A 25,783-nucleotide genomic window follows, 5' to 3' on the forward strand; every position below is an offset into this window, starting at 1 on the left:
CGGCGAGTTTACCCCGAATTCTCGGATTTTGGCTCGTGGGGTCCGGATAGTGGTACGAGCGCAGCTTTCAGATCGGCTGCGGACGGCACTCCGGACACTCGGAACTGTTCCTCCAGGCCACCGTCGAGGATGAACGTGGTGGGCAGCGACAGGACGCTCATTTCGCGTGCCAGAGCCGGTTCCTTGTCGATGTCGAGCTCGATCTCCACCGGCGGACGGGGAGCGTCCGCCATCGAAACCACAACCTGGCCGACGACGCGGCGTACTGCCGCGCACGGTCCGCACCAGTCGGCGGAGAAATGCAGTACGACGGGCCCGCCGTTCGGCGAAGACACTCCGGCAGAACTCAGCAGTTCGAGGCGGCTGTTCGTGGTGCCGGATGCCGCGGTGGTGGCTCGGACTGCTCCGTTGCGTGACTTGAGAAAGAGCCCGACCGCGACGACGGCGACAAGCGCGACCAGCAGAATTGTGATCCCGGTCATCGGTTCTGCAGCTCTGCGAGATCGATCGTCGTGTTTTCGGCGCTGCCTTCGATCACGATTCTTCCGCCTTCCGCGTAGACCAGGCTCGGCTGAATTCCGTAGGGGAGTGCCTGCGGATCGATCGTGTAGCTGAACAATCCGAGGACCACGGGTTCGAGTGCTGCGGGGATCGAGAAATCGGCTTTGCCCTCCGGACCGAAGTACAGGTTGCTTGCGACGATCTTGACCTGCCCACCTTCCAGAACCAGGTTGGCCTGGACGCTCACTGCAGTCTCGACCGGACCGACGGCAACCGTTCCGGTCAGCACGACGGCCCCCGCGGTGCTCGCGCCCGTTCCACCGCTGCCCCCGGTGCCATCCGACTTGTTGGCCGGCGGCGAAGATACCTGCAGGTCAGGGATGTTGAGCAGCTTTCCGAGGTCGGTGGCGTTGATTCCCATCCGGCCGTCGAGTTTGTCGACGGGGAGCTGGGTGACATTGCCGTTCACGATGTCGGAGAAGGGAACGGTGACCCCGCGCAGGTCGGCTTCGACGGTCACTTCGCCGACCACGTCGCTCTGGACGCCGGTAGCTCTGACGTAGACGTCCTTGTATTTCCCGCCGAGTGCTTGGGTGAGGAAGGGGAACCCGTTGAAGGTGACCTCAGGATCCGACTCGAGTGATGCGCCGGTTCGGAGCTCGCGGGAAACCCGGTACTCGGCGTACGCGGCAGCGCCGAAATCGGCCACCAGTCCGAGGCCGAGGAGAAAGACGATGCCGATGATCAGTTTGCGCACCGCACCATTGTGACGGACTCCGGTCGGGGTTCGATGCGACGGCCCCGGTACCAGGCACGCTAATGTAGGGACCGACCAAAAGCGTCGAACTACTCGAGCGTTGCCCTCACGGGTTGCGCGGGCTACTAGATAGGAGGCCGTGTGGAACTGCTCCTCCTCACCTCCGACCCCAACCCGGAAGCTGTACTACCGGCGTTGGCGTTGCTGGCGCACTCGGTTCGGCCTGCCCCCACAGAGGTTTCCTCGCTACTCGAGGCAAGTTCCGCGGACGTGGCATTGGTGGATGCGCGCACTGATCTAGCTGCCGCACGCGGGTTGTGTCGATTGCTCGGAAGCACAGGATCCGCAGTACCTGTGGTCGCCGTCCTCACCGAAGGCGGACTCGTTGCCGTCAACGCCGACTGGGGGTTGGACGACATCCTGCTTCCCGGTACCGGTCCGGCTGAGGTGGACGCCCGATTGCGGTTGTTGGTCGCCCGCAGCGGCGGTGTCGCCAGTCCGGAAGCGTCGGGAAAGATCACGCTGGGCGAACTGGTTATCGACGAGGGGACGTACACGGCACGACTGCGTGGACGGCCCCTTGATTTGACTTACAAGGAATTCGAGCTGCTCAAGTACCTCGCGCAGCATGCCGGTCGGGTATTCACCCGGGCACAGCTGTTGCAGGAAGTGTGGGGCTACGACTTCTTCGGCGGCACCAGGACGGTCGACGTCCACGTGCGTCGTCTGCGGGCGAAACTCGGCACCGAATACGAGTCCTTGATCGGTACAGTCCGAAATGTCGGATACAAGGCAGTACGTCCGACCAGGGCCAAGGGCGGCGCAGCTGCTCCCGTTCAGTTCGAGGACGACGAAGACGTCGACTACGACGCGGCCGACGGATCGGTGGTCTGACGTGGGTTGGACAGATTCACTGCCGGCCGGATCCGCCGAGCAGGTTTCCGCGCTTCTCGATCGCGCGACCGAGTTCGACGGCAAGGCACCCGTGTCGGAACAGGGGCGCCATGCCGTTGCCGGGCGCGGCGCAGCACGACACTTTCTCGAACTCGACGGCGATACGGTCGTCGGTTATGCACAGCTGCAAGCCGGTTCGGACGAGCATCCCGACATGGCCGAGTTGGTGGTCGACCCGCAGGCGCGGCGCCGTGGTATCGGAACCAGGCTTGCCGCAGCGGTATTCGACGAAGGTCGGCCGGGCACGCGAGTCTGGGCGCACGGAAACGTCGACGCCGCAGTGGAATTCGCCAAGAGCCTCGATCTGGTCAGCGTTCGTGAACTCCTCCAGCTGCGTCGACCGCTCGATGCTCCGCAGCTTCCGGAAATCGTTGTGCCCGAAGGTATAACGATGCGGACGTACCGTGGGCCCGAAGACGATTCCGAGATCCTTCGCGTCAACAACGCGGCCTTCTCCTGGCATCCCGAGCAGGGTGGCTGGACCCAGGCGGAGATCGACGAGAGAACGGCCGAAGGTTGGTTCGACCCGGCCGGTCTGTTCATGGCGTTCGCGGACACCGATCCCGATACTCTTCTCGGCTTTCACTGGACCAAGGTGCACGCACCCGAAGGTGACGATCCTGAGCTGGGGGAGGTGTACGTCGTGGGTATCGATCCTGCGGCGCAGGGACGTGGTCTCGGTCGAGTGCTGACTCTCGCAGGCATGCATTACCTGCGAGATCGCGGCCTCGGAACGGTCCTTCTGTACGTCGAAGGTGACAACACTGCCGCCCTCCACACGTACGAGCGACTCGGCTTCGATCGGTTCCACGTGGACATGGCTTACGCTCGCGCGCTCTGACGTCACAGTCGAACACGCAGAAATGTCCAGTCTGTTCATTCTCTGTTAACCATGTGTGGTCCAACCGGACACCGCGCCCGCCTACTTTTCTCTGTGGGCAGCGCCGTGTTGCCTGATGCAGATTTCAATCATTTTGCATCTCATGTCGCCGCCCGATCGTGGGCGTGGCGGTAGCGATTTCCGGAGGATCTTGGTGAATCTCAAGCGCAGTGGTGCCCTGCTCGGTGTAGTGGCCGTGGGCGCCATGACCTTGGCCGCATGTGGCAGCGACAACAACTCGTCGTCGACGGGTGTGGACGCGTCCGCATCGAACGCAACGTGCGAAGGCAAGAGCAACCTCTCTGCCGCTGGTTCCTCGGCACAGAAGAATGCCATGGACCAGTTCGTCGCCACCTACATCTCCGTGTGCCAGGAAAAGGGCAAGACCGTCAACGTCGCCTACAACCCCAGCGGTTCGGGCGACGGTCGCACGCAGTTCATCGCCGGCCAGATCGACTTCGCCGGCTCCGACTCGGCCATCAAGGACGAGCAGGCCGACAAGGCCAAGGAGCGTTGCGTCGGCGGCGAAGCCTGGAACCTTCCCCTCGTCTTCGGCCCGATCGCAGTTGCATACAACCTCGACGGCGTCGACAAGCTCGTTCTCAACGCAGAGGTTCTCGCGAAGATCTTCAACGGTGGCATCACCAAGTGGAACGATCCGGCAATCGCCGCGCTCAACTCCGGTGCTTCGCTTCCCGACGAGAAGATCACCACCGTGATCCGCTCCGATTCCTCGGGCACCACCGACAACTTCCAGAAGTACCTCGACGCGGCATCGAACGGTGCTTGGACGTCGGGCGCAGGGTCCGACTTCACCGGTGGCGTCGGTGAGGGCGCCAAGGGTTCGGCGGGCGTTGCACAGGCAGTTGCCACGGCACCGGGTTCGATCACCTACGTCGAGAAGTCGTTCGCCGATCAGAACAAGCTCTCGGTTGCAGAAATCAACACCGGCTCCGAGGCAGTCGCACTGACCAACGACTCGGCCGCAAAGTCGATCGCAGGCGCGAAGTTCAAGTCCGACGCAACCGGCGACCTGACGCTCGACCTCGCGTCGATCTTCAAGACCAACGAAGCCGGCGCATACCCGCTGGTTCTCGCCACGTACTCGATCGTCTGCTCCAAGGGCTACGACGCGGACACCACCGCAGCAGTGAAGTCGTTCCTGACGAGCGCGGCCAACGAGGGTCAGGCCAACCTGGCCGAGCAGGGTTACGTCCCGCTGCCGGCCAACGTCCAGGATCGCCTCAACGCGTCCATCACGGCAATCAGCTGACCTAGAGACTCGTGCGGACAAGCTCATGGATCTACATTCAGACGTGAAGGAAGTGAGCGCACATGAGTGACGCGCCCATCACCTCGACATCTCGTTCTCCCGGCCCCGCAACCAGCGGGGCCGGGGTGGGCGGTCCGAACGGCACCACGGAGGACACGATTACTTCCACCAAGGCTCCAGAAACCGAGCATCCTCCGAAGGGTGACGGTCCGGGAAGCGGCAACAGCAAGACGGTGACCCGTCCGGGTGACCGCATCTTCAGCTCGCTCGCATCCGGTTCGGCAATCTTCATCACGGTTGTCATCGCGGCGATCGGCGCGTTCCTGATCTGGCGTGCAGTTCCTGCTTTGAGCCGGAACCAGGTCAACTTCCTGACCAGCCGTGAATGGGTGACGCAGAACATCAACGCGATGGCGTTCGGTGTCCTCGATCTTTTCCAGGTCACAGTGTTGGTCTCGTTGTTCGCACTGGTGCTCGCGATGCCGATCGCACTGGGCATCGCGATCTTCCTGACTTCGTACTCACCCAAGTGGCTCACGCGGCCACTGTCGTACACGATCGACCTTCTCGCGGCCGTGCCGTCCATCGTCTACGGCCTGTGGGGACTTCTCGTGTTCGCTCCGGCGATCACCCCGGTCGCGGTGTGGCTCAACGACACTCTCGGCTGGTTCCCGCTCTTCGCCGACGGCAGCGGATCGATCACCGGCGGCGGCACCATCTTCACCGCAGGCATCGTCCTCGCCGTGATGATCCTTCCGGTCATCACCGCAGTGACCCGCGAGGTGTTCATCCAGACCCCGCGCTCACAGATCGAAGCTGCACTCGCTCTCGGCGCCACGCGCTGGGAAGTTGTGCGCACCACGGTCATCCCGTTCGGTAAGTCCGGCTACATCAGCGGCTCGATGCTCGGTCTCGGACGCGCACTCGGCGAGACGATGGCGCTGTACCTGATCCTGCGCACCACCTCTCAGGCCTTCGGCTGGTCGCTGTTCGACGGCGGCTCGACCATCGCCTCCAAGATCGCCCTCGGCTACGCGGAGTTCAACAACGACATCCAGGCAGGCGCGTACATCGCGGCCGGACTGGTGCTGTTCGTACTGACCTTCGTCGTCAACGCGGCTGCCCGCGCAGTGATCGCCGGAAAGAAGGACTGACCCATGACCTCCACTCTGGACCGGCCGGTCAAGGCCCCCACTTTCCAAGGCGTCGGCGCCCGCCGTCGTGCCAAGGACGTCATCGCGACCATCCTGGTGAGCCTGGCAGTCGTCATCGCGCTCATCCCGTTGGTCTGGGTGCTCTTCACGGTCATCGCAAAGGGCCTGCCCGCTCTGACGTCGCCCACGTGGTTCACCAACTCGCTGAGCGGATTGACGGCGTCGGCCGACGGCGGCGGTATCTATCACGCATTGATCGGCACCCTGCTGCAAGGCATCGTGTGTGCGGTCTTCTCCATCCCGCTCGGTATCTTCGTCGCGATCTACCTGGTGGAGTACGCCGACCGGAAGTCGAAGCTGGGCAAGCTCACCACGTTCATGGTCGACATCCTCAGCGGTGTTCCGTCGATCGTGGCCGCGCTGTTCATCTACGCACTGTGGATCGCGACCTTCGGCTTCCCCAAGTCCGCGTTCGCTGTATCGCTGGCTCTGGTCCTCCTGATGGTCCCGGTCGTCATTCGCTCCACCGAGGAAATGCTGCGCATCGTCCCGATGGATCTGCGCGAGGCGTCGTACGCGCTCGGTGTGCCGAAGTGGAAGACCATCTCGAAAATCGTTCTGCCGACGGCGCTTCCCGGCATCATCACCGGCGTCATGCTGGCCCTGGCCCGCGTGCTCGGTGAGACCGCGCCGCTGCTGATCCTCGTCGGCTACGCGCCGTTCATCAACTTCGACCTGTTCAACGGCGAAATGGGCACTCTGCCTTCCGTCATGGTCGCCGAGATGAACAACCCCACCGACGCCGGCACCAACCGCATCTGGGGCGCAGCACTGACCCTGATCCTGCTGATCGCGATCCTCAACATCGTCGCGAAGCTGATCGGTCACTTCTCACAGGTCAGAAGCAAGTGATGCGGCCTCGGAACATGTTCGTACTCAACAGCGTCAACAACTCAGTAGGGAGCCGGTAATGGCCAAGCGTCTGGATCTCAAGGACGTCAACATCTACTACGGCAAGTTCCACGCCGTCGCCGATGTGGGCCTGTCCGTCCCGCCCCGGAGCGTCACCGCCTTCATCGGCCCGTCCGGTTGCGGCAAGTCCACCGTTCTCCGTTCACTCAACCGCATGCACGAAGTGATTCCCGGTGCGCGCGTCGAGGGTTCGGTCCTGCTCGACGGCGAGGACATCTACGGCTCGAACGTCGATCCTGTCGGCGTCCGCAAGACCATCGGCATGGTGTTCCAGCGACCCAACCCCTTCCCGACCATGTCCATCAAGGACAACGTCGTCGCGGGCTTGAAGTTGCAGGGCGAGCGCAGCAAGAAGAAGCTCGACGAGGTGGCCGAGCGTTCGCTGCGCGGTGCCAACCTGTGGACCGAGGTCAAGGATCGCCTCGACAAGCCCGGTGGCGGCCTCTCAGGCGGTCAGCAGCAGCGTCTGTGCATCGCGCGTGCCATTGCGGTCTCGCCCGACGTTCTGCTCATGGACGAGCCGTGCTCCGCGCTCGACCCGATCTCGACTCTCGCGATCGAGGACCTGATCACCGAGCTGAAGAAGGACTTCACGATCGTCATCGTCACGCACAACATGCAGCAGGCTGCGCGTGTGAGTGACCAGACGGCATTCTTCAACCTCGAGGCAACCGGTAAGCCCGGTCAGCTCGTCGAGATCGACGACACCGAGAAGATCTTCTCGAACCCGACGCAGAAGGCCACCGAGGACTACATCTCCGGCCGCTTCGGATAGCCCCTGGGATTGCACACTGCACGATCATGTTTCACCCCCGTTTCCAACAGGAGACGGGGGTGAAACTTTTTGGTTGTGGTGATAGTTCCCACTCCGGGGCGCAGAGCTGAGCGTCGTTGGGCGCCCGAATAATTCGATGAGCAGCGTAAGTGCGCCGAGTGGGCGCTGAAGTAGCCGCCGATGTGAATCTCGTGGATACTGACGACGCTTCGGGCAATGCTAATCTCGGCCCGACAGCACGCTGTCGATCGATGTCGTTTCACAACCGGAAGGGCTTGTCAGTGCACCTCACCCCTTCAGATACCGAAAAGCTCCTCCTGAGCGTTGCGGGCATGGTCGCCCGCGACCGCCGCGAGCGCGGGGTACTGCTGAACTACCCCGAAGCGATGGCCCTGATCTCGTGTTGGATTCTCGAGCGTGCGCGTGACGGAATGACGGTTGCGGAACTGATGAACGCCGGTCGGCAAGTGCTCACCCGCGACGACGTGATGGAAGGGGTACCCGAGATGATTGCAAACGTCCAGGTGGAGGCCACTTTCCCGGACGGTCGCAAGCTGGTCACCGTGACGGAGCCCATTCGATGATTCCCGGTGAGGTACGTGTGTCCACCGAACCGCTCGAGTTCGGCACTGACGCGGAAAAGATCACGATGGTCGTCGTCAACGACGGCGATCGCCCCATTCAGATCGGTTCACATCTCCACCTTCCAGCGGCCAACCCGGCGTTGACCTTCGATCGCGAAGCGGCAGACGGCTTCCGGCTCGACATCCCCTCGGGAACGTCGGTTCGGTTCGAACCCGGGGTAAGCAGGACGGTGACACTGATCGCGCTCGGCGGACTCAAAAGGGTTCCGGGCCTGCAGATCGTGCCGGACGAAGACCTACCGACGCATGCGCGTGAGCCCAAGACCGTGATGCCGTTCGGCACGCCCGGTGTCGAGGTCGAAGAACCTTTGCGAGCGTCCTCGGTGAACGTTCGTGTGAGTGATGTTCCAGTCGAGGCGGATTCACCGGACGATGCCGCGACGCCAGTTGAGAGGACAGCCGAATGAGCAGGATCGATCGACGCGGTTACGCCTCCTTGTACGGCCCGACCGCTGGCGACCAGATCCGTTTGGCCGACACAGATCTGTGGATCGAGATCGAGCACGACTACACCGCGACCGGCGACGAGATGGTCTTCGGCGGCGGCAAGAGCATCCGCGAGTCGATGGGCCAGGGCCTGACCACTCGCGACCAGGGCGCTCTCGACGTCGTCATCACCAACACGGTGATCCTCGATCACTGGGGAATCGTCCGGGCAGACGTCGGAATTCGCGACGGACGCATCGTTGCGATCGGCAAGTCCGGTAACCCCGACATCATGGATGGCGTGCACCCCAAGTTGCTCATCGGGCCGAGCACCGACGTGATCGCCGGCGAGGGAAAGATCCTCACCGCGGGTGCGATCGACACTCACGTGCACTTCCTCAGTGAAATCGAGATGATGGAAGCGCTCGCGACCGGTACGACGACGGTGGCGGGCGGCGGAACGGGCCCAACCGAGGGAAGCAAGGCAACCACCGTCACGCCCGGCGCCTGGTCGCTGACGATGATGCACCGGGCCCTCGACCACATCCCGCTCAACGTTCTTCTCCTCGGCAAGGGCAGCACCGTCAGCCATGAGGCCATGCGTCAGGAAGCTCTCGCCGGCGCAGGTGGATTCAAGGTCCACGAGGACTGGGGTTCCACTCCGGCGGCAATCGACGCAGCTCTGCGAGCAGCCGACGAGTTCGGGCTCCAGGTGGCGCTGCACGCCGACAGCCTCAACGAAACCGGCTACGTACAGCACACTTTGGACGCGATCGCCGGACGCGGGATCCACGTGTTCCATGCGGAAGGCGCCGGCGGCGGGCACGCTCCGGACATCATCGTGACGGCAGGTGAGCCGAACGTTCTTCCGGCATCGACCAATCCGACGTTGCCGCACACCGTAAACACGGTTGCCGAGCACCTCGACATGCTCATCGTGTGTCATGCGCTCAATCCCCGGGTTCCGGAGGATCTTGCCTTTGCCGAGTCCCGGATCCGGCCGACAACTATTGCAGCGGAAGACTTTCTGCACGACATAGGTGCCATCTCCATCACCTCGTCCGACGCCCAGGCGATGGGCCGTATCGGAGAGGTGACCCTGCGGACGTGGCAGGTCGCCCACGTCATGAAGGCCCAGTACGGCAAGCTGGGCACCAGCATGCCGGCCGACAACGAGCGTGCGCGCCGTTACGTCGCCAAGTACACGATCTGCCCCGCGGTGGCTCACGGTATCGATCACGAGATCGGATCGGTCGAGGCCGGGAAGATGGCGGACCTGGTGCTGTGGGATCCCGCGTTCTTCGGTGTCCGTCCTTCTGCCGTGATCAAGGGTGGGGCGATAGTTGCTGCGCCGCTGGGTGATCCGAACGCTGCTATCCCGACCCCGCAGCCGGTGTTCGTTCGGCCGGCCATCGCGGCAACTCCGGGATCAGCCCCGCACCTGTCCACGACGTTCGTCTCGCCGATGGCGATCGAGGACGGTCTGGCCGGTCGTCTCGGTCTCACGCGCACCCTTACCGGTGTTCGTCCGACGCGGCACCTCACCAAGGCGGATATGCCGAACAACACGGCACTGCCGTCCATCGACGTCGATCCGGAGACGTTTGCCATCAAGGTCAACGGCGACCTGATCGCGCCCAACCCCGTTGACGTAGTGCCGATGGCTCAGCGCTACATGCTGTTCTGAAACCATGTCAATCGAGATGGCGTCTGCCGAGATAGCATCGATGCTCTTGGCAGACGGGCGTCTGCCTACCGGCGGTCACGCGCACTCGTCGGGGTTGGAACCGGCACTGGCGGGCGGACTCCTACAGAGTCAGGTCCCCGACTTCATTCGCGGTCGACTCGAAACAGTGGGACTTGTCGAGGCCGCTGCAACGGTGGTCACGCGCCGCTGGGCCGTAAGTGCCGGTAGTGCAGGCGAACTCGAGGAGATCTCAAGGGAACTGCTCGCTCGGACGCCCAGCGCACCGCTGCGTGAGGCGTCTATTCAGCTCGGACGTGGACTGGCCAGGCTGGCGTCGCGATTGTGGCCGCAGCACCCCGCGGTCCAGATGCTCATGGCGCTGCCTGGGCATCCGATGCGTCCGCTCGCGTTGGGGGTCTTCACGGCGATCTCCGGGATGGACGACCTACAGGCAGCCAGATCTTGTTTGTACGACGACGCTCAAACGGTGGCGTCGGCGGCACTGAAGCTACTGCCGGTGGATCCGGCAGAACCGGTCGAATGGTTGCTCCGAGCAGCCCCGACCATCGAAACCGTCGCCGCGGCTGCCGTAGCAGTCGAGGGCGTCACAGATATACCCGCAACAACAGGACCGTTGGTCGAACAATGGTCACTCGAACACCACGCTCGATCCAGGAGGATTTTCCGTGCTTGACAACCTGAACAACACCACCACTGCTGCAAGAGGTTTGAGGCTCGGCGTTGCCGGCCCCGTCGGCACCGGCAAAAGTACCCTCATCGCCACCATCTGCCGCGAGCTCGCGTCGGAGTACGAGATCGCGGTGGTCACCAACGACATCTACACCGACGAGGACGCGCGACTGTTGCGCGCGGCCAACGTACTTCCGATCGAGCGCATCGTCGCAGTCGAGACCGGAGCGTGCCCGCACACGGCCATCCGTGACGACGTGACGCCGAACCTCATTGCGGTCGAAGACCTCGAGCGTCAGTTCCATCCCCTCGACATGGTGATCGTGGAAAGCGGCGGTGACAATCTGACCGCCACGTTCAGCCCGGCACTGGTCGACGCCCAGATCTTCTGCATCGACGTCGCGGGCGGCGGAGACGTCGCACGTAAGGGTGGTCCCGGCATCGAGCGGGCAGATCTGTTGGTGGTCAACAAGATCGACCTGGCCCCGTACGTCGACGTCGACGCGGTCCAGATGGTGGCCGATGCCACGGCCGCGCGAGACGGACTTCCCGTTCTCGCGCTCAGCCAGAAGGATCACGCGACGATCGACCAGCTCAGTGCGTGGCTTCGCCAGGTCATCGCAGCTCACCGCGCGGGTAGTCACACCCCGCAGGATCCGGGGCCGATGGCGCCGCACTTCCATGCCGATGAAGAAGACCACGGACACGGTCACGGGCACAGCCACTCTCACGCTCACTGATGCGCACCGGAGCTACGCGGGTCGTCGTCGAGAGAGTGGGTGACACCGCTGTTGCGCGAGAGCTGATCTCGGGCGACTTCCTGGCCCCGCGGTTCGTCGACGCTCGCGGGCTCACCGTGCGAATTGCCTTGGTAGGGCACAGTGCAACGCTGCTGGCCGGCGACGACCTGCGTATCGAATTCGTAGTCGCTCCGGGTACGTGCCTCGAGGTGATCGAGCCGTCGGGGACCGTCGCGTACAACGCGCGTGGCGGCCGGGCGTCGTGGTCGGCTTCGGCGAGCGTCGGCGCCGGTGCGGCGCTGATCTGGCGCGCGGCACCGTTTGTCGTCGCGGGCGGCGCGGATGTGACCAGGCGCGTGGATATTTCACTGGAATCCGATGCGGTTGCGCTGCTCGACGAGATGATCGTGTTCGGCCGGACCGGCGAAACCGGCGGTGCCCTTCGCTCGGATCAGCGCATTACCGTCGACGGTGACGCGCTGCTCGTGGAAACACTCGACCTGCGTAGCGTGCCGGGCCGTTCGCTGCCGGGAATTCTCGGTGGCCATCGCGTGCTCGGTACGACGATGCTGTTGGGGATCAAGACTTCCGACGTGGTTGAAGGGCACGTGACGCCGCTGGCGGGAGCAGGGATGCTGGCACGGGCCGTGGCCGATCACGCACACGAGGCGAGCGCAGCGTTGGATCCGATCTGGTCGCAGTGGCGTGGGCGGGTTTCGCAGAAATACAGCGACTGATTCGCCCGACCGTCACACTTCGGGAGGCTGCGTCGTCCAGTATGTGACCAGGCCGAAGAGAGCCGGGCGCACGGGTTTGACGGAGGCATCATGCGAATTGTTGTTCTGGGCGGAACCGGCCAGATGGGAAAGCTGGTCGTCGAGCAGGCGAAAATCGGGGGCCATGACGTCGTCGCCGCCGCTCGATCGACGGGAGTCGACATCTCTACGGGTGCGGGGTTGGACGAAGCATTTGTCGGTGCCGACGTTGTCATCGACGTGAGTGATCACGTCACCAACAGTGCCAAGAAGGCGATCGAGTTCTTCGAGACGGCAGCGAAGAACATCGCCGCGGCCGAAGCCAGAGCAGGCGTGAAGCATCACGTGCTGCTCTCGATCGTGAACTGCGACGATCCGCAGTTGAAGTCCTTCGGGTACTACCAGGGAAAGGCCGCGCAGGAACGCGCGGTGGAAGCGTCGGGCATTCCCTTCACGATCCTGCGATCCACTCAGTGGTTCGAGTTCGGCGAGAAGACCATCGCGCTCTTCGGACTGGGGCCGGTCGCGATGGTTCCCCGGATGCGCTCCCAACCGATAGCGGCGAAGACCGTCGCCGAGGCTCTGGTGACATGCGCTCAGAACGGTCCGACCGGGAGGGCTCCAGATCTCGCCGGGCCTGAGGTCCTCGAGATCCCGGCCATGACGCGTGAGATTTTGAAATACCGTGGCCGACGCAAGTGGCTGATCCCGATCTCGATGCCGGGAGCGGGTAAGGCGATGAAGGGTGGGGCGCTGCTGCCCGGGCCGGGATCCACAACTGCAGGACCCACGTTGAAGACCTGGTTACACGAGAACTGAATAGGAAAGGCGGCCGTGCAAGTGCGCGGCCGCCTTTTACTCACGTGGACTGTTGGGTTCAGAGATCCGGGTACGAGGTGAGGTTGTCGACCTTCTCGGTGGTTTCCGGCTCTTCGGGCAGCTTGCCGGTCACCAGGAAGATGACGCGTCGGCCGACCTCGACGGCGTGGTCGGCGAACCGCTCGTAGAAGCGGCCGAGCAGCGTGACGTCGACTGCGGCGGCAACGCCGTGCTTCCACTCGCGGTCCATGAGGACGGTGAAGAGGTGGCGGTGGAGGTCGTCCATCGCTTCGTCTTCTTCGCGCAGGCGGGCAGCGCGCTCGGGGTCGCGGGTCTCGAGGACGACCTTGGCGGCCGCACCGATGGAGACAGCGATGCGTCCCATCTCGGCGAAGTAGCCGTTGACCTCTTCGGGAAGCACGTGGTTGGGATGTCGGCGGCGCGCGATCTTCGCGACGTGCAGGGCGAGTGCACCCATGCGGTCGATGTCGGCGACGATCTGGATTCCACTGACCACCGAGCGCAGATCTCCGGCAACGGGAGCCTGCAGGGCGAGCAGCGCAAACGCGCGCTCCTCGCAAATGGTGCTGAGTTCGGTGATCTTGTCGTGTTCGCCGATTACTTGTTCTGCCAGGGACAGGTCTGCCTGGAGCAGGGACTGGGTGGCGCGCTCCATAGCGGCACCTGCCAGTCCTGCCATCTCGCCGAGCGTGTCTGCAAGCTCGGTCATCTGTTCGTTGTAAGCCACGCGCATGAGGTCAGAGCCTACGTGCCGTGAAAGACCAAGTCACAAGCACCAGGTGAACGCAAGGTGAATGAACGCGTGTCAGTCGCAGGTGGTGTCGCCGGCGTTGACGCTGGCGATGTCGGCGGGCAGAGCCGTCGAGGTGCTGGTGTCGACCGATGTCGGATTTGCCGCCAGGATGGTCCCCGGGTCCGCGGGGGCGACGACGGTGCCGGCGAAATTGCTTCCGACGACGACCTCGATCATGTCTCCCATGCTCGGAGCGAGAACGAGAACCGCACCGGGAATCGACGAAGCGACAGTGACCGCTTCAGCCTCGTAACCTGCTGCGTAACGCACGACGGTGGTCGAGGCTTGAGCATTCGCCAGGCCGGTGGCTGCGCTGAAGTTGCCGACCGTGGAGATCTGGAAACCGTAAGCAGCGAGGCTGTCGGCGATCGTCGCGGCCTGCCCGGCGATTCCCGACGCGTTGGAGACGTCGACCGAGATGTTGTAGGCGCTCATCGCTTCGACGGAAGTGGCGGCGGGCGGCGTGCTGGACGTAGGAGCGGTTGTCGTGGAACTGGTCGACGACGGTGTGGTGTCCTCGCGCTCTTCACCCGGAAGCGGTTCGTCGTCGATGATCGCCTGGAAGAGGGACTTGATCTCGTCGGTGCGAGGAATCTCGTTGCCCCAGTCGTTGGTGCCGTCCGTGGGGACCGTCAAGAACGTGACCGCGCCCGCGTCGACGTTCTGCAGCGAACGGCCGAGGGTGACCAGCGACTTCGTGTCGATGTTCTCGACGAACGTGTCGCTGGTGAAGGCGTTGATGAATCCGTTGAGCTTGCTCGGATTCAGGAGGACCTGGTTGGACAGGGCCGAGCGGAGCAGCGCCGACAGGAACTTCTGCTGACGGGTGATGCGTCCGTAGTCGCCGTTACCCTCGGCTTCGACGTGGCGCGCACGCACATAGTTGAGGGCGGTACGGCCGTCGAGCATCTGCGTTCCGCCGGATGCGAGGACGGTTCCGAGGATGCCGTCCTCGATCGGTCCGGGGGAGCAGACGTTCACGCCGCCGACGGTGTCGACCATGCGCTCGAAGCCGGCGAAGTCCATTCCGACGAAGTGCCCGATTTTCAGGCCGGACATCTTCTGGATGACCTTCACCAGGCACTTGGGACCACCGAGTGCGTACGTCGCATTGAGCTTGTCGCCGCTGGCTGCCGGGAAGGTTTCGCTGGTGTACTTGCCGGCGTCGTTGTCCCAACCCTGGCAGATCGGACGTTCGACGTCGAGGTCACGCGGGAAGGAGACGGCGACGACACGGCTTCGGTCGGCGGGAATGTTCACCAGCATGACCGTGTCGGCGCGCGCGCCTTCGGCGTCTTCGACGGTTCCGGCGCCGATCTCACCGCTCGCGCCCGCGCGGGTATCGGTGCCGATGATCAAGTACGTCTCGTCGCCGAGCTGGCCCCCGGCGTCGATGATGTCGTCGGACTCGGTGTCGAGTGCCGCAATCTGATCGAAACCGCCTTCGACCGACCGCAGATAACCCCAGACGACGCCGGTCAACGCGAGAGACATGACGGCCAGGAACGCTACTGCCGATCGGCCGATCACTTTTGCGCGATGGCGGCGGCGAATCTTGCTTTGCGCCAGACGGGTAGCGCCGGTGTCACCGACTACCCGCGGCACTGCGGAGGTGACGGGATGTTCTTCGGTGATCCAGTCCGCAGCGGCAGGCGGGACGGTCGGACGCGCGGGAATCGGCCGGGCAGGGGGCGGCGCGGACGCTGATGGAGGTGGAGTCCTGGGTGGCACGGATTTGGTCGGCGCCGGCTTGGGCGGCGCAGCCGGGGCAGGTGGCGGCTTCTTGTCGCCTACCCGACGGACCAACTCGGCGACCGAAACAGAGTCGTCGGTCGGAGGCGAATCCCGGCGGCCGGTCCGTCCACTGCTGCGACGCTCCGGGGGACTGGGTGGTTGCGGTGCTGGTCGCTGGGGTGTGGCAGGACGCTGGGGCGTTGCCGGTTGGTCCGGGCGGGCGTTGCGGAACCGCTTGTCTGCGAGCGGACGTTCCCAGGGGGCGCGGCTCTCGGGCGGAGGTGGGCCCGAATCGTGATCATCACCCACCGATGCAACCTGTCCCGTCGTCGACTGTCAGTAACTCGTCATTCAGATGCCGGCGTCAACCGGTTGTCGACGAAGCTGGAGCCATATTACTGGTGAATCCTGAGTGCTTCACTCAGAAAGTGATCAGAGTAATCCGACGGCGTGTTCTCGCTAGCCACCGGAGTGCATCATGTCAGCCCCCACCGGCACAAGATCGTCCTCGGGATCGTCGAGCCAACCTTCCGGAAGTGCTACCTGACCGGGCGAGCCTTGGCGACCCCGCGGACCTTCGGCGTCCTTGGGGAACGGGACGTCGTGATCGAGCTGTCCGAGCAGGTCGTCCAGTTCGGACAACGTGCTGACCAACGCCATCGAGACCCGCAGATCCGATCCGACCGGGAACCCACGCATGTACCAGGAGACGTGCTTGCGAAGTTCGCGCAAGCCCTTCATCTCACCGTGGTGTGCGGCGAGCAGCTGGGCGTGACGGGCGATGATCTTGGTGACTTCGCCGAGCGTCGGCGGCGTGGCGATCTGTTGTCCGTTGAGAGCTGCGCTGAGTTCCGCGAACAGCCATGGCCGTCCGAGGCAGCCACGTCCGACGACGACGCCGTCGCAGCCGGTCTCGTTCATCATCCGGGCAGCATCCGAAGCATCGAAGATGTCACCGTTGCCGAGGATCGGAACGTCGGTGACGTGTTCCTTGAGACGCGTGATCTCGTTCCAGTCAGCAGTGCCGGAGTAGCGCTGCGACGCGGTACGTGCGTGAAGTGCGACGGCAGCAGCGCCTTCAGCTGCGGCGATCCGGCCGGCGTCGAGGTGCGTGTGATGTTCGGGGTCGATGCCGACGCGCATCTTCACGGTGACCGGAATATCGGTGCCCTCGGTCGCGCGCACAGCAGCCGCGACGATCTGTCCGAACAGCCGACGCTTGTACGGCAGCGCGGAGCCACCGCCCTTGCGGGTCACCTTCGGGACGGGGCAGCCGAAGTTCATGTCGATGTGATCGGCCATGTTCTCGTCGACGATCATCTTGGCCGCGGCGTAGGTCGTATCCGGGTCGACTGTGTACAGCTGCAGCGACCGGGGCGTTTCGGTCGGGCCGAACGTGGTCATGTGCATCGTGGCCGGCTGGCGCTCGACGAGCGCACGTGCCGTGACCATCTCGCAGACGTAGAGGCCAGACGTGCTGCCTGCACGTTCGAGTTCGAGTTCACGGCACAGCGTGCGGAAGGCGACGTTGGTGACGCCCGCCATGGGGGCGAGGACCACGGGGCTGTGCAGCTCGAGTGAACCGATACGTAGGGATGACATGTCTACCTCTGAACAAATACTTGTGACAATTGGAAGTGCCCGGTACCGAATCCGGTACCGGGCACAGAATAGCTGGTGAAACTAAGAAGCCTGCTGTTCGCGCTTGGCGGCTTCGCGTGCGAGCATGCGATCGCGCTGTTCCTCGAACTTCGTCGCGTTGGCGGCAAGGGTCTCGAGGAAGGCCGCCAACTCTTCGCGCGTGTTCTCGCCTTCGGCGCTGAAATCGTTGCGCTCGAAGATGTTCCACTTGCGCAAGACGGGCCAGACGACCTCGTCGAGGTGCTGGCGAAGGTCGTAGATGCCGTGCTTGGCCATGAGAGCGCCGTTACGACGGAAGTTCGGCATGCCGGCGCCCGGCATCTGGAAGTTCTGGACGATGTTCGCCACAGCCTTGAGAGCCTGATCGGGAGCAAGATCGAGCGCGGCGGCGCAGATGTTGCGGTAGAAGATCATGTGCAGGTTCTCATCAGCGGCGATGCGCTGAAGCATCTTGTCGGCAATCGGCTCGTCGCAAGCCTTGCCGGTGTTGCGGTGGCTGACGCGCGTCGCGAGTTCCTGGAAGGTCACGTAGGCGACCGAGTGCAGCAGGCCGGCGTCGCCCTCGTCGATGGGCGCGCTGTAACCGTTGGTCATGTGTTCCATGCGGAAGCGCTCGAGCTCGACGGGGTCGACTGCGCGCGTGACGACGAGGTAGTCACGCATCACGATGCCGTGACGGTTCTCCTCGGCGGTCCACCGGCCGACCCACGTTCCCCAGGCGCCGTCCTGCGAAAAGTTCTCGGCGATCTCGCGGTGGTACGAGGGCAGGTTGTCCTCGGTGAGCAGGTTGGTGATCATCGCGGCGCGAGCTACCTCGCCGAGCTGTGACTGCTCGAGGCTCCAGTCTTCGCCGCCCATGGCTGCGAAGTTACGACCCTCGTCCCACGGAACGTAGTCGTGTGGATGCCATTCCTTGGCCATGGAGATGTGGCGGTTGACGTTCTCCTCGGCAACCGGCTGCAGCTCTTGTAGCAGCTCCAGCTGCGTCAGAATCCTCGTCATTTCTTGCCTCCATGTTGAGTGAATGCGCGACTTCGCCCCAGCCTACGGCACCGTAGGTTTGAAAAGAATGGCATGAAAATTGCTCCCCTCGAGGGATGTTACCGATCCGTAGTTATCCGGGGGCACTTTCACGACCAAGTCGTTCTTTCGACGTAGTCGCGGAACGTCCGGGCGGGATCGGACAGCTCGCGGCTCTTCGACCAGATCAGCCCTATTTTTCGCTGTGCTCCTTCGATCGGTACGTAGACGACTCCTTCGGCCCAGATCGGTGGATCCTGCACCGGCATGACCGAGACACCGAAGGACGCGGAGACCAGTCCGCCGACCGTTGCCAGCTCGCTGCTCTCGAAGACGAAATTCGGAGTGAATCCTGCGGCCGCGCACAGTTCATCGAGAATTCTTCGCATCCCGAAGTTCGGATGCATACCGATGAACGGTTCGTCGGCCGCGTCCGCGAGCTCGACCGAATGCAACTTCGCAAAGCGATGATCAGCCGGAACAGCCAATGCCAGTGACTGCTGGGCGATCTGCATCCATGCCACCTGCGGATCACGCGGCTGCGGCGAGACGACGGCCAGGTCGGACGTGCCGGCGGCAATTCTGTCGACCAGGAACTGCGCACTGTCCTGATGCAGTTCGAATCGCACTCCGGGATGCTCGACGCGGTATCCGCGCAGCATGTGCGGCACCAACCAGGTGCCGAACGAGTGGAGGAAGTCGAGCCGGACCGTGCCGCTTTCGGGGCTCGCCAGCGACTGGATTTCGCTCTGCGCCGCGTCGAGTGAGTGAAGAGCGGTGCGAGCGTGTCGGTAGAGGATCTCGCCGTACCGGTTCAGTTCGAGCCGGCGTCCCTGACGGTCGAAGAGCGTCACTCCGATCTGTCGTTCGAGGCGTGCGAGTTTGCGCGAGAGTGTCGGCTGCGACAGGTGAGTCAGATCCGCGGTAGCGGTCACCTGTTGGGTTTCGGCGAGAACGACAAACCATTCGAGGTCTTCGGTCAGCATCACGAACCCAATCTATATACCTATGACGCATATAGAACTCCAAGTTTATGCATTTTCTTTTGTCGAAGCGCGGCGGGAGGATTCTTACCGGAGGTAAGTGATGCCTGGAGGTATGTGGTGACTGTCGAGAATGTGATCGAATCCGAAGTGGTGCCGCTTCGCCGCGGAACATCGGGGTATCGCACGGTGACCGTTGCGCTGTTCGCGGCCGGGCTGTCGACATTCATCTCGATGTACGCGGCACAGGCATTGCTGCCTGCGTTCGCCGAAGGCTTCGACGTCTCGCCCGCGGTGTCTGCACTTTCGGTCTCGGCGACGACGGGCATGTTGGCGTTGGCGATCATTCCGGCCAGTGCGCTCTCCGAGCGGTTCGGTCGCACACGGGTGATGATCGCGTCGGCGTCGGCATCCTGTGTGATCGGTTTGCTTCTGCCACTCAGTCCGACGATCGAGGTTCTGCTGATCGGACGCGCGGCACAAGGCTTGGCTCTGGCGGGGGTCCCGGCGGTGGCGATGGCCTATCTGGCCGAGGAGGTCGATCGGAAGGACCTCGGTGCAGCGATGGGAAGGTACGTAGCCGGCACGACGATCGGTGGGCTGATCGGACGGCTGGTTCCGTCGGCCGTCGTCGATTTCAGTACGTGGCGCTGGGCATTGTTGACCGCAGCCTTGCTGTCAGCGTTGTTCGCGCTCAACATGATCCGGAAGCTTCCCGCGTCGAAGTTCTTTCGCCCGCAACCGGTGTCGGTGCGTGCGATCGCATCGAATCTACGACGCCACCTTGCGAACCCGTCGCTGCGCACGCTTTTCGCCTTGGGGTTCATCCTCATGGGCGGATTCGTCTCGATCTACAACTTCCTCGGGTTTCGGCTCACGGCAGCACCTTTCGGACTTCCCGAAGCACTTGTCGGCCTGGTCTTTCTTTTCTACCTCGCCGGAACTTTCACCTCAGCGGTAGCCGGCGGGGCCTCGGACCGGCTGGGTAGGCGCAGTGTTCTGCTCGGCTCGGTTGTTGTCATCGGTATCGGGCTGGCACTGACCGTTCCGGACAATCTGGCGTTGACTCTCGTGGGGATGCTGCTCTTCACCGGAGGATTCTTCGCGGCGCATTCGGTGGCCAGCGGTTGGGTGGGGCTGATCGCGACCGATCACCGGGCCGAGGCGTCGGCGTTGTATCTGTTTGCCTATTACGCGGGTTCGTCCGTGGCGGGCGCCCTCGCTGGTCTCGCGTACGCGGGCGGCGGTTGGGGTGGGGTCAGTGCCTTTGTGGGCGCGCTGCTGTTGGTTGCGTTTGCGTTGTCGCTGAGGATGTTTCGATCTTCGACGGTTGACTGAACAGAGCACTGCGGCGACCCCGAACGGGATCGCCGCAGTGCGTTCTGTCTAGCGTTTTACTTCTTGCCGCCGCCGAGGAGGCCGCCGAGCAGGTCTCCGAGGCCGCCGCCACCGGATCCACCCAGGATGCCGCCGAGTGCGCCGCCGATGCCGCCGCCGGAATTGCCGCCACCGCCGAGAATTCCGCCGAGGAGATCCCCGAGCCCGCCGCCACCGGAGGCCTGGGTCTGCGCGCCGGCGCCGCCACCGGTGAACTGCTTGGCGAGGTAGGCCAGGACGATGGGAGCGAGGATCGGCAGCAACTGCTTCACCAGATCGTTTCCACCGCCGCCACCGACACCGCCCAGTGCGCTGGCGACCTGATCGGTGTTGCCGCCGAAGATGTTCGAGACGATCTTCTGACCGTCAGCGGTGTCGACTTTGCTGATGTCGACGCCGTCGTCGAGAAGGCTGGTGTCGGCGTGCGACTGCAGCGCACTTTCGAGTGAGGCTGCGCCTGCGGGATCCTGAGCGTTGGCGCCGAGGCCACCGACGAGGGTCGGAAGTGCAGTCTTGACCGCCGATTCGGCAGTTGCCTGGTCCACGCCGAGTTGCTGCGCGATCTGGTCGATGGGGATCTGGGATAGAAGGTCGTCAAGCGATGCCATTGATGCCCTACCTCTTCTGGGGTACTACTCGTCAGTACCCGGCTGTTGCAGACACTAGTGAATGTCGGCGTCGACGGTAACCCTCCGGTTGCCGAGCGGTCAGGCTCGGGTCTTCTCGCGGGGGACCAGACACGCTAGGAGAGCGAGAATCAGTCCGCCGGCCGTCAAGATGAATCCTGTCTGATTTGTCAGGATCGTGGAGTAGTTTTCCCTGATGACATTGTCGAATTGATCGTTCACTCGGTAGTAGAACGTGCCCAGAGTTCCCAATCCCACGATGATTCCGATCCACGCTGAAATACGAGAACCGAACAAAGCGGCGATCAGAATCAATACGGCTGCAGCGAGCAGAAGTATCGCCATCGAATGGTAGAAGGTCACGGACTGATCGCCGAGTTGCTCGATTGCCCACCCGGCCGGAAAACCGTCCCGCAGGTCCTCGAGGCGAACGTTGTTGGGTTTGACCCCGGCCAGTACGTACATGAACGAGCCGACGGCAACGGCGATTCCACAAATGAGCAGAACCAGATGAACTAACGTGCGCATGCCACTCTCCCTGTGTTCGGAGTTCGGTAACGCGGTCGTCGCCGAGCCTAGCTGTGTCGCGGGTGTCAAGCGCGGTATCGAGCGTGCAGAATCGTCTCCATGCCCGACAACATGCGTCGACTCGAAGAGATCTCGTTGTCCCTGCCGGAGGCGGAGCGCGTCGACATCGAAGCGTGGGACGGCCACCCGACCTTCCGGGTCCGCGGCAAGAACTTCGTGTTCTGCAACGTCGAAGCCACCTCCTTGACCGTCAAGTTGAGCAAGGAGGAAGCCGAAGCGGTGGTGGCCACCGAACCAGGCGCAAGCGCTGCCGGCTACGGTCTCGGTCGCCACGGGTGGGTTGCGCTCGACATCGGCACCGACGTTTCCGAGGAGAAATGGTCGCAACTGGAGGAATGGATCTACACCTCGTTCACCCTCGTTGCTCCGAAGCGGCTTGCCCGGATCGTTCTCGATGCGGATGAGGAACGCCCGTAACGGATAGATTCGTCAGTACAGACGCCGACTAGACGAGGATTTGTCATGACGACACCGGAAACTTCACCGGCCACCGCAAAACCGGGCATGCCGCCGTGGGCGAAGAAGGCCATCGGGATCGCAGTGATGGCGGTGGTCCTGGTCATCGCTTACTTCATCCTTGCCGCCTTCCTTCCGCGTTGGTGGGCGCAGCGAATTGCGTCGTTGGCGAACGGCAGCTTCAGCGCCGGAATCGCGTGGGGACTGTTGTTCGGTCTCGTCTGCACCCTGGTCCCGCTCATCTTCTTCCGGGCGGTCTGGCAGGTGCGCAAGCGCAAGCATGCTCGAATCATCCAGATCACGGCTCTCGCGTTGGGTGTGATCTTCGCGCTGCCGAATCTGCTCTCTCTGACAGTTGTTCTCGGCAACAACAATGCAGCGCATGCGGGCGAGCGGATCCTCGACGTCGACGGCCCCGGTTTCCGCGGAGCCTCCGTTGTCGGTGCAGTCCTGGGCGTTGCGTTGTTCCTGGGTCTTGTTGCGCTCGGCTACATGTACAAAAAGCGTGGCAAGGATCTCGACAAGATGCGCGGTGAGCTCAAGCAACACGAGCCGCAGAGCAAGGGCGAGGCTCCGGCCCCGGAAATCTGAGTCAGCTCTTCGACCGAGTGCTCAGGCCGACACCGACTCCGACGGTTCCCGCCGCCACCAGTCCGGCGAGCGGGACCGCCCAGTGTCCGGCAAATGTGCAGGCGAGAACCAGGATTGCGCTCACCGGTAGAACAGCCTGCTCGATCCTGTCACGCTTGAAGTGTCGTGAGTGCATGAGCCACACGAAGATCAGGAACATCGCGGCGGGGATCGTGACCGCGGCAGATGCTGCGAACGTCGAAATGTGCGCCTCGCCAACTGCTTCCTCGACGGCTACTTCGATGCCGGCACCGATGGCCGTAGCGGATCCGAATACGAAGTAGTGCCCGTATCCCCACAACAGGACGGCGCGATTGCCCTGGTCTGCGAGGTACTCGTGGATCGGGACGGCGAAGTAGATCCACAACGCGGAGAACACGATCAGAACTCCGCCGACAGCAATCGGAATCAATAGGTCGGCGGCGTCGAAATCACGAATGCCGGATTGGACCGCGATGGTGGCGGCAGCAATGGTTTCGCCGAGCATGATGATGGTGAAGAGGCCGTAGCGTTCGGCGATGTGTTGCGGGTGCCACGGCGTCTGGTGGTTGCGCTCGGCGATTGCCGGCACCGCGAGTTCGGCGATCATGAGAACGAAGAAGCCCGGAATCCACGCCGACGCCGGCATCAGGAGCAGCACGATCCAGCCGGCCTGGACGATCACGAGCCCGGCGGCATATTGCAAAGCAGTGGTTCGCGCTGCACCGGATTCACCGCTGGCGGCTCGAAGCCATTGGCAGGTGAGCGCAATTCGCATGATGAGGTAGCCGACGATGGCCGTCGTACGGTCGGTTCCGTCGAACGCATCGGGGATTCCGGCGGCGAAGACGAGCACGCCACAAATCTGTACGAAGGTCGCGATCCGGTAGGGGACGTCGTCCGTGTCGTAGGCAGACGCGAACCAGGTGAAGTTCACCCACGCCCACCACAGCGCGAAGAAGACGAACATATAACCGGCGATGCCGTCGACGTAGTGGCCCTCGGCAACAGCATGCACCAGTTGAACTCCGGCCTGTGCGGCCGCAACCACGAAACACAGGTCGAAGAACAGTTCGAGTGGCGTCGATGCGCGATGGTTCTCGTCGCGGCTGCGTGCGCGCATCCGGATGATCGGCATAACGGCCCGGCCGTGGCCCGCGCCTGTACTGGTGTGTTCTGTCATCGTCCCCACCTTGCTCCGACGTCTAGTGCAGGAGCGCAGTCTAGGGCGAATTCCGTCGGGTCGACGAATGAGACATTTCGCCCCTCACCACACGAGAACGGGTTTGATGACGCGCCCCGACGCTTGATCTTCGACGGCTTTGTTGATGTCGGAGAAGGCGTAGCGCGTCACCAAGCGGTCGATCGGAAATCGGCCACCAGTGAAGAGTTCGACGAGTTCGGGGATGAACGTCGAGACTTCCGACTCTCCTTCGATGCATCCTCGAATTGTCTTTCCGCTCAGCATGATGTCGGCCATGTTCACCTCGACCGTGGATGCTCCGAGTCCGACTACCGCCAGTGTTCCCCGTGCTCGAAGTGATGTGACGGCTTGATTGATCACGGAGCCGATTCCGGTGGTGTCGAGGGAATGCGTCGAACCTCCGTCGGTGGCGGCGCGGACCGCGTCGAGCGCATCTTCATTCGAGGGATCGACAGTGACGGCGCCGAATTCCTCGGCGAGTTCGCGCCGCTGCGCAACGGGGTCCACGGCGACCAGGGTGGAAACGCCGGCAGCCCTCGCCGCCAGCAGCGCTGCGAGTCCGACGCTGCCTGCCCCGAAAACGACAAACGTCGAGTCGGGCTCGGGGCGAAGTAGATTCAGCACGGCACCCGCGCCGGTTTGAAACCCGCAGCCGAGCGGAGCCGCGACGGTCAGGTCCACCGCAGGATCGACGACGACGGTGTTGTCGGCAGAGGCGATGACGTATTCCGCGAAGCTGGACTGGCCGAAGAATGCGGACCGTATCGGAGTTCCGTTTCGCCGGACCGGCGTCGAGCCGTCGGTGCGTGCGCCAGAGCTGTTGAGCCCGTGTGAGCTTTCGCAGTACGCCCGATGGCCGCTGAGACATTGCCTGCATACACCGCAACTGCGGTAGCTCAGCAATACGTGATCACCAGCCGCGATGTTGTCGATCGACGAGCCAACGGCTTGCACGACGCCGGCGCCTTCGTGTCCGAACACGCAGGGCCCGAGCTTTTCCGGTAGCACCGTCTTCGTGAACAGATCCGTGTGGCACAGGCCTGTCGCGACGATGCGAACCAGGATCTCGTCTGCGCGGGGTTCGTCGATCTCGACGGTGTCGAGGGTGAAGGGGGAGTGCGGGCCGTGTGAGAGCGCCGCTGTCATCTGCATGGCGGACGTCGAATTCTGTTCGGCGCGAATCACGCTCGCTCGAGCAGGAAGTAGTAGTGCTGTCCGCCGTCGAGAACCAACGCCGATTTGCCGTTCATGATGCCCATGAGCGTCGAATCGTCGACTTTCTTGAAGTGGTCGAAGATCGGCGCGCCGTCGTAGACCATCGTCGCCGTGACTTCGCCACGAAACTCGATGTTCCACAGACTTGCCTCGCCATTGCCGCTCTTGACGTCGGAGTAGAGGTTGCCGTCTTCGTCTCGGCAGATCAACGGCTTGGCATCCTCGACGGAATTGAAAGTCTTGCCGTACCAGCGGCTCGCGAACAGTTTTTCGTGCAGACGATGACCGGTGGCGAAGTCGTCGCCTTTCCATTCGCCGAGGATTTCTTCGGCGGCAACGGTTTCCAGCGCGGCCCACACTTCGTCGAGTTCTGCTGGTGAAACACCACTTTCCGATCCACGGAGCCGGGTGAATGCGGTTCGAGCGTCATCGAGATTCATGTCTCTCCTTGCGTCGGCGGGTGAGTTGGCCGAAGTTCGCGAACCAAAT

General features: G+C 63.2%; 28 protein-coding genes. 16 read left to right on the plus strand and 12 right to left on the minus strand.

Going from position 1 to position 25,783, the window contains the following annotated elements; genetic code table 11:
- Positions 1–8 precede the first annotated feature (8 nt).
- Positions 9–482: a thioredoxin family protein gene (locus AC3WQS_RS02805; protein WP_019745090.1), complete on the minus strand. Its 474-nt coding sequence runs from the start codon at positions 480–482 to the stop codon at positions 9–11.
- Positions 479–1,258 carry an LmeA family phospholipid-binding protein gene (locus AC3WQS_RS02810; RefSeq protein ID WP_003939847.1) on the minus strand — a complete coding sequence of 260 codons (780 nt, stop codon included), beginning with the start codon at positions 1,256–1,258 and terminating at the stop codon, positions 479–481. The genes AC3WQS_RS02805 and AC3WQS_RS02810 overlap by 4 nt, the downstream gene beginning before the upstream one ends.
- 141 nt (positions 1,259–1,399) lie before the next feature.
- Between AC3WQS_RS02810 and AC3WQS_RS02815 the strand changes: the two genes are divergently transcribed.
- From AC3WQS_RS02815 to AC3WQS_RS02875, 13 genes are all read left to right on the plus strand, one after another.
- Positions 1,400–2,152, plus strand: coding sequence for a winged helix-turn-helix transcriptional regulator (locus AC3WQS_RS02815; protein WP_003939728.1), 753 nt, complete (start codon positions 1,400–1,402; stop codon positions 2,150–2,152).
- A gap of 1 nt (position 2,153) precedes the next feature.
- Positions 2,154–3,053: a mycothiol synthase gene (mshD, locus tag AC3WQS_RS02820; RefSeq protein WP_029256122.1), complete on the plus strand. Its 900-nt coding sequence runs from the start codon at positions 2,154–2,156 to the stop codon at positions 3,051–3,053.
- Positions 3,054–3,246: 193 nt separating this feature from the next.
- Positions 3,247–4,365, plus strand: coding sequence for a phosphate ABC transporter substrate-binding protein PstS (gene pstS, locus AC3WQS_RS02825; protein WP_019745088.1), 1,119 nt, complete (start codon positions 3,247–3,249; stop codon positions 4,363–4,365).
- A 62-nt stretch (positions 4,366–4,427) separates the two neighbouring features.
- Complete coding sequence (gene pstC, locus AC3WQS_RS02830; protein WP_007733846.1) at positions 4,428–5,519, plus strand: phosphate ABC transporter permease subunit PstC; 1,092 nt, start codon at positions 4,428–4,430, stop codon at positions 5,517–5,519.
- 3 nt (positions 5,520–5,522) lie between these two features.
- The gene (gene pstA, locus AC3WQS_RS02835) at positions 5,523–6,431 is read left to right on the plus strand and encodes a phosphate ABC transporter permease PstA (RefSeq protein WP_003940100.1); all 909 of its coding nucleotides are present in this window, start codon (positions 5,523–5,525) and stop codon (positions 6,429–6,431) included.
- 58 nt (positions 6,432–6,489) lie between these two features.
- The gene (gene pstB / locus AC3WQS_RS02840) at positions 6,490–7,266 is read left to right on the plus strand and encodes a phosphate ABC transporter ATP-binding protein PstB (protein ID WP_019745087.1); all 777 of its coding nucleotides are present in this window, start codon (positions 6,490–6,492) and stop codon (positions 7,264–7,266) included.
- Between the two features lie 281 nt (positions 7,267–7,547).
- Positions 7,548–7,850 (plus strand): urease subunit gamma, encoded by a 303-nt coding sequence (ureA, locus tag AC3WQS_RS02845; RefSeq protein ID WP_003939800.1) that lies wholly within the window; start codon positions 7,548–7,550, stop codon positions 7,848–7,850.
- Positions 7,847–8,317, plus strand: a complete 471-nt coding sequence (gene ureB / locus AC3WQS_RS02850) for an urease subunit beta (RefSeq protein ID WP_020908924.1) — start codon at positions 7,847–7,849, stop codon at positions 8,315–8,317. The genes ureA and ureB overlap by 4 nt, the downstream gene beginning before the upstream one ends.
- Complete coding sequence (locus AC3WQS_RS02855; protein ID WP_019745084.1) at positions 8,314–10,023, plus strand: urease subunit alpha; 1,710 nt, start codon at positions 8,314–8,316, stop codon at positions 10,021–10,023. Before ureB ends, AC3WQS_RS02855 begins: the two co-directional genes overlap by 4 nt.
- Positions 10,024–10,027: 4 nt before the next feature.
- A complete protein-coding gene (locus AC3WQS_RS02860; protein ID WP_029256121.1) occupies positions 10,028–10,717 on the plus strand; it encodes an urease accessory protein UreF in 690 nt (229 codons plus the stop codon).
- Complete coding sequence (gene ureG, locus AC3WQS_RS02865) at positions 10,710–11,453, plus strand: urease accessory protein UreG (RefSeq protein ID WP_020908922.1); 744 nt, start codon at positions 10,710–10,712, stop codon at positions 11,451–11,453. The genes AC3WQS_RS02860 and ureG overlap by 8 nt, the downstream gene beginning before the upstream one ends.
- Complete coding sequence (locus AC3WQS_RS02870) at positions 11,453–12,190, plus strand: urease accessory protein UreD (RefSeq protein ID WP_020970608.1); 738 nt, start codon at positions 11,453–11,455, stop codon at positions 12,188–12,190. Before ureG ends, AC3WQS_RS02870 begins: the two co-directional genes overlap by 1 nt.
- A 90-nt stretch (positions 12,191–12,280) precedes the next feature.
- The gene (locus AC3WQS_RS02875; RefSeq protein ID WP_097386951.1) at positions 12,281–13,027 is read left to right on the plus strand and encodes an SDR family oxidoreductase; all 747 of its coding nucleotides are present in this window, start codon (positions 12,281–12,283) and stop codon (positions 13,025–13,027) included.
- A gap of 58 nt (positions 13,028–13,085) precedes the next feature.
- On the opposite strand, the gene phoU is transcribed toward AC3WQS_RS02875, so the two are convergent.
- From phoU to AC3WQS_RS02900, 5 genes are all read right to left on the minus strand, one after another.
- On the minus strand, positions 13,086–13,781 hold the full coding sequence (gene phoU / locus AC3WQS_RS02880) for a phosphate signaling complex protein PhoU (RefSeq protein ID WP_003940130.1): 696 nt from the start codon (positions 13,779–13,781) through the stop codon (positions 13,086–13,088).
- A gap of 72 nt (positions 13,782–13,853) precedes the next feature.
- Positions 13,854–15,884, minus strand: a complete 2,031-nt coding sequence (locus tag AC3WQS_RS02885; RefSeq protein ID WP_029536959.1) for an LCP family protein — start codon at positions 15,882–15,884, stop codon at positions 13,854–13,856.
- 150 nt (positions 15,885–16,034) lie between these two features.
- Positions 16,035–17,177 (minus strand): tRNA dihydrouridine synthase DusB, encoded by a 1,143-nt coding sequence (dusB, locus tag AC3WQS_RS02890; RefSeq protein ID WP_003939756.1) that lies wholly within the window; start codon positions 17,175–17,177, stop codon positions 16,035–16,037.
- Between the two features lie 81 nt (positions 17,178–17,258).
- On the minus strand, positions 17,259–18,218 hold the full coding sequence (locus AC3WQS_RS02895) for an acyl-ACP desaturase (protein ID WP_003940492.1): 960 nt from the start codon (positions 18,216–18,218) through the stop codon (positions 17,259–17,261).
- 128 nt (positions 18,219–18,346) lie between these two features.
- Positions 18,347–19,225 (minus strand): LysR family transcriptional regulator, encoded by an 879-nt coding sequence (locus tag AC3WQS_RS02900; protein ID WP_019745078.1) that lies wholly within the window; start codon positions 19,223–19,225, stop codon positions 18,347–18,349.
- A 114-nt stretch (positions 19,226–19,339) separates the two neighbouring features.
- On the opposite strand from AC3WQS_RS02900, the gene AC3WQS_RS02905 reads away from it, so the two are divergent.
- Positions 19,340–20,557: an MFS transporter gene (locus tag AC3WQS_RS02905; protein WP_047889846.1), complete on the plus strand. Its 1,218-nt coding sequence runs from the start codon at positions 19,340–19,342 to the stop codon at positions 20,555–20,557.
- A 56-nt stretch (positions 20,558–20,613) separates the two neighbouring features.
- On the opposite strand, the gene AC3WQS_RS02910 is transcribed toward AC3WQS_RS02905, so the two are convergent.
- Together AC3WQS_RS02910 and AC3WQS_RS02915 are read right to left on the minus strand one after the other, a co-directional pair.
- Positions 20,614–21,204 (minus strand): DUF937 domain-containing protein, encoded by a 591-nt coding sequence (locus tag AC3WQS_RS02910; RefSeq protein WP_003940105.1) that lies wholly within the window; start codon positions 21,202–21,204, stop codon positions 20,614–20,616.
- 99 nt (positions 21,205–21,303) lie between these two features.
- Entirely contained in the window at positions 21,304–21,750 is a 447-nt protein-coding gene (locus tag AC3WQS_RS02915; protein WP_492713014.1) for a hypothetical protein, read from the minus strand.
- Positions 21,751–21,849: 99 nt separating this feature from the next.
- On the opposite strand from AC3WQS_RS02915, the gene AC3WQS_RS02920 reads away from it, so the two are divergent.
- Together AC3WQS_RS02920 and AC3WQS_RS02925 are read left to right on the plus strand one after the other, a co-directional pair.
- On the plus strand, positions 21,850–22,227 hold the full coding sequence (locus AC3WQS_RS02920) for an MmcQ/YjbR family DNA-binding protein (RefSeq protein WP_007733864.1): 378 nt from the start codon (positions 21,850–21,852) through the stop codon (positions 22,225–22,227).
- A 45-nt stretch (positions 22,228–22,272) separates the two neighbouring features.
- Positions 22,273–22,857 (plus strand): hypothetical protein, encoded by a 585-nt coding sequence (locus AC3WQS_RS02925; RefSeq protein WP_020908915.1) that lies wholly within the window; start codon positions 22,273–22,275, stop codon positions 22,855–22,857.
- A 1-nt stretch (position 22,858) separates the two neighbouring features.
- Here AC3WQS_RS02925 and AC3WQS_RS02930 read toward each other — a convergent pair whose 3' ends face one another.
- The 3 genes from AC3WQS_RS02930 to AC3WQS_RS02940 all read right to left on the minus strand — a co-directional run bounded on the left by AC3WQS_RS02930 (position 22,859) and on the right by AC3WQS_RS02940 (position 25,734).
- On the minus strand, positions 22,859–24,058 hold the full coding sequence (locus tag AC3WQS_RS02930) for a low temperature requirement protein A (protein ID WP_492713013.1): 1,200 nt from the start codon (positions 24,056–24,058) through the stop codon (positions 22,859–22,861).
- An 84-nt stretch (positions 24,059–24,142) separates the two neighbouring features.
- Complete coding sequence (locus tag AC3WQS_RS02935; protein WP_020908913.1) at positions 24,143–25,231, minus strand: NAD(P)-dependent alcohol dehydrogenase; 1,089 nt, start codon at positions 25,229–25,231, stop codon at positions 24,143–24,145.
- A 29-nt stretch (positions 25,232–25,260) separates the two neighbouring features.
- The gene (locus AC3WQS_RS02940) at positions 25,261–25,734 is read right to left on the minus strand and encodes a DUF4334 domain-containing protein (protein WP_019745072.1); all 474 of its coding nucleotides are present in this window, start codon (positions 25,732–25,734) and stop codon (positions 25,261–25,263) included.
- Positions 25,735–25,783 lie beyond the last annotated feature (49 nt).

The sequence above is a fragment of the Rhodococcus sp. FW305-130 genome, from assembly GCF_058788335.1.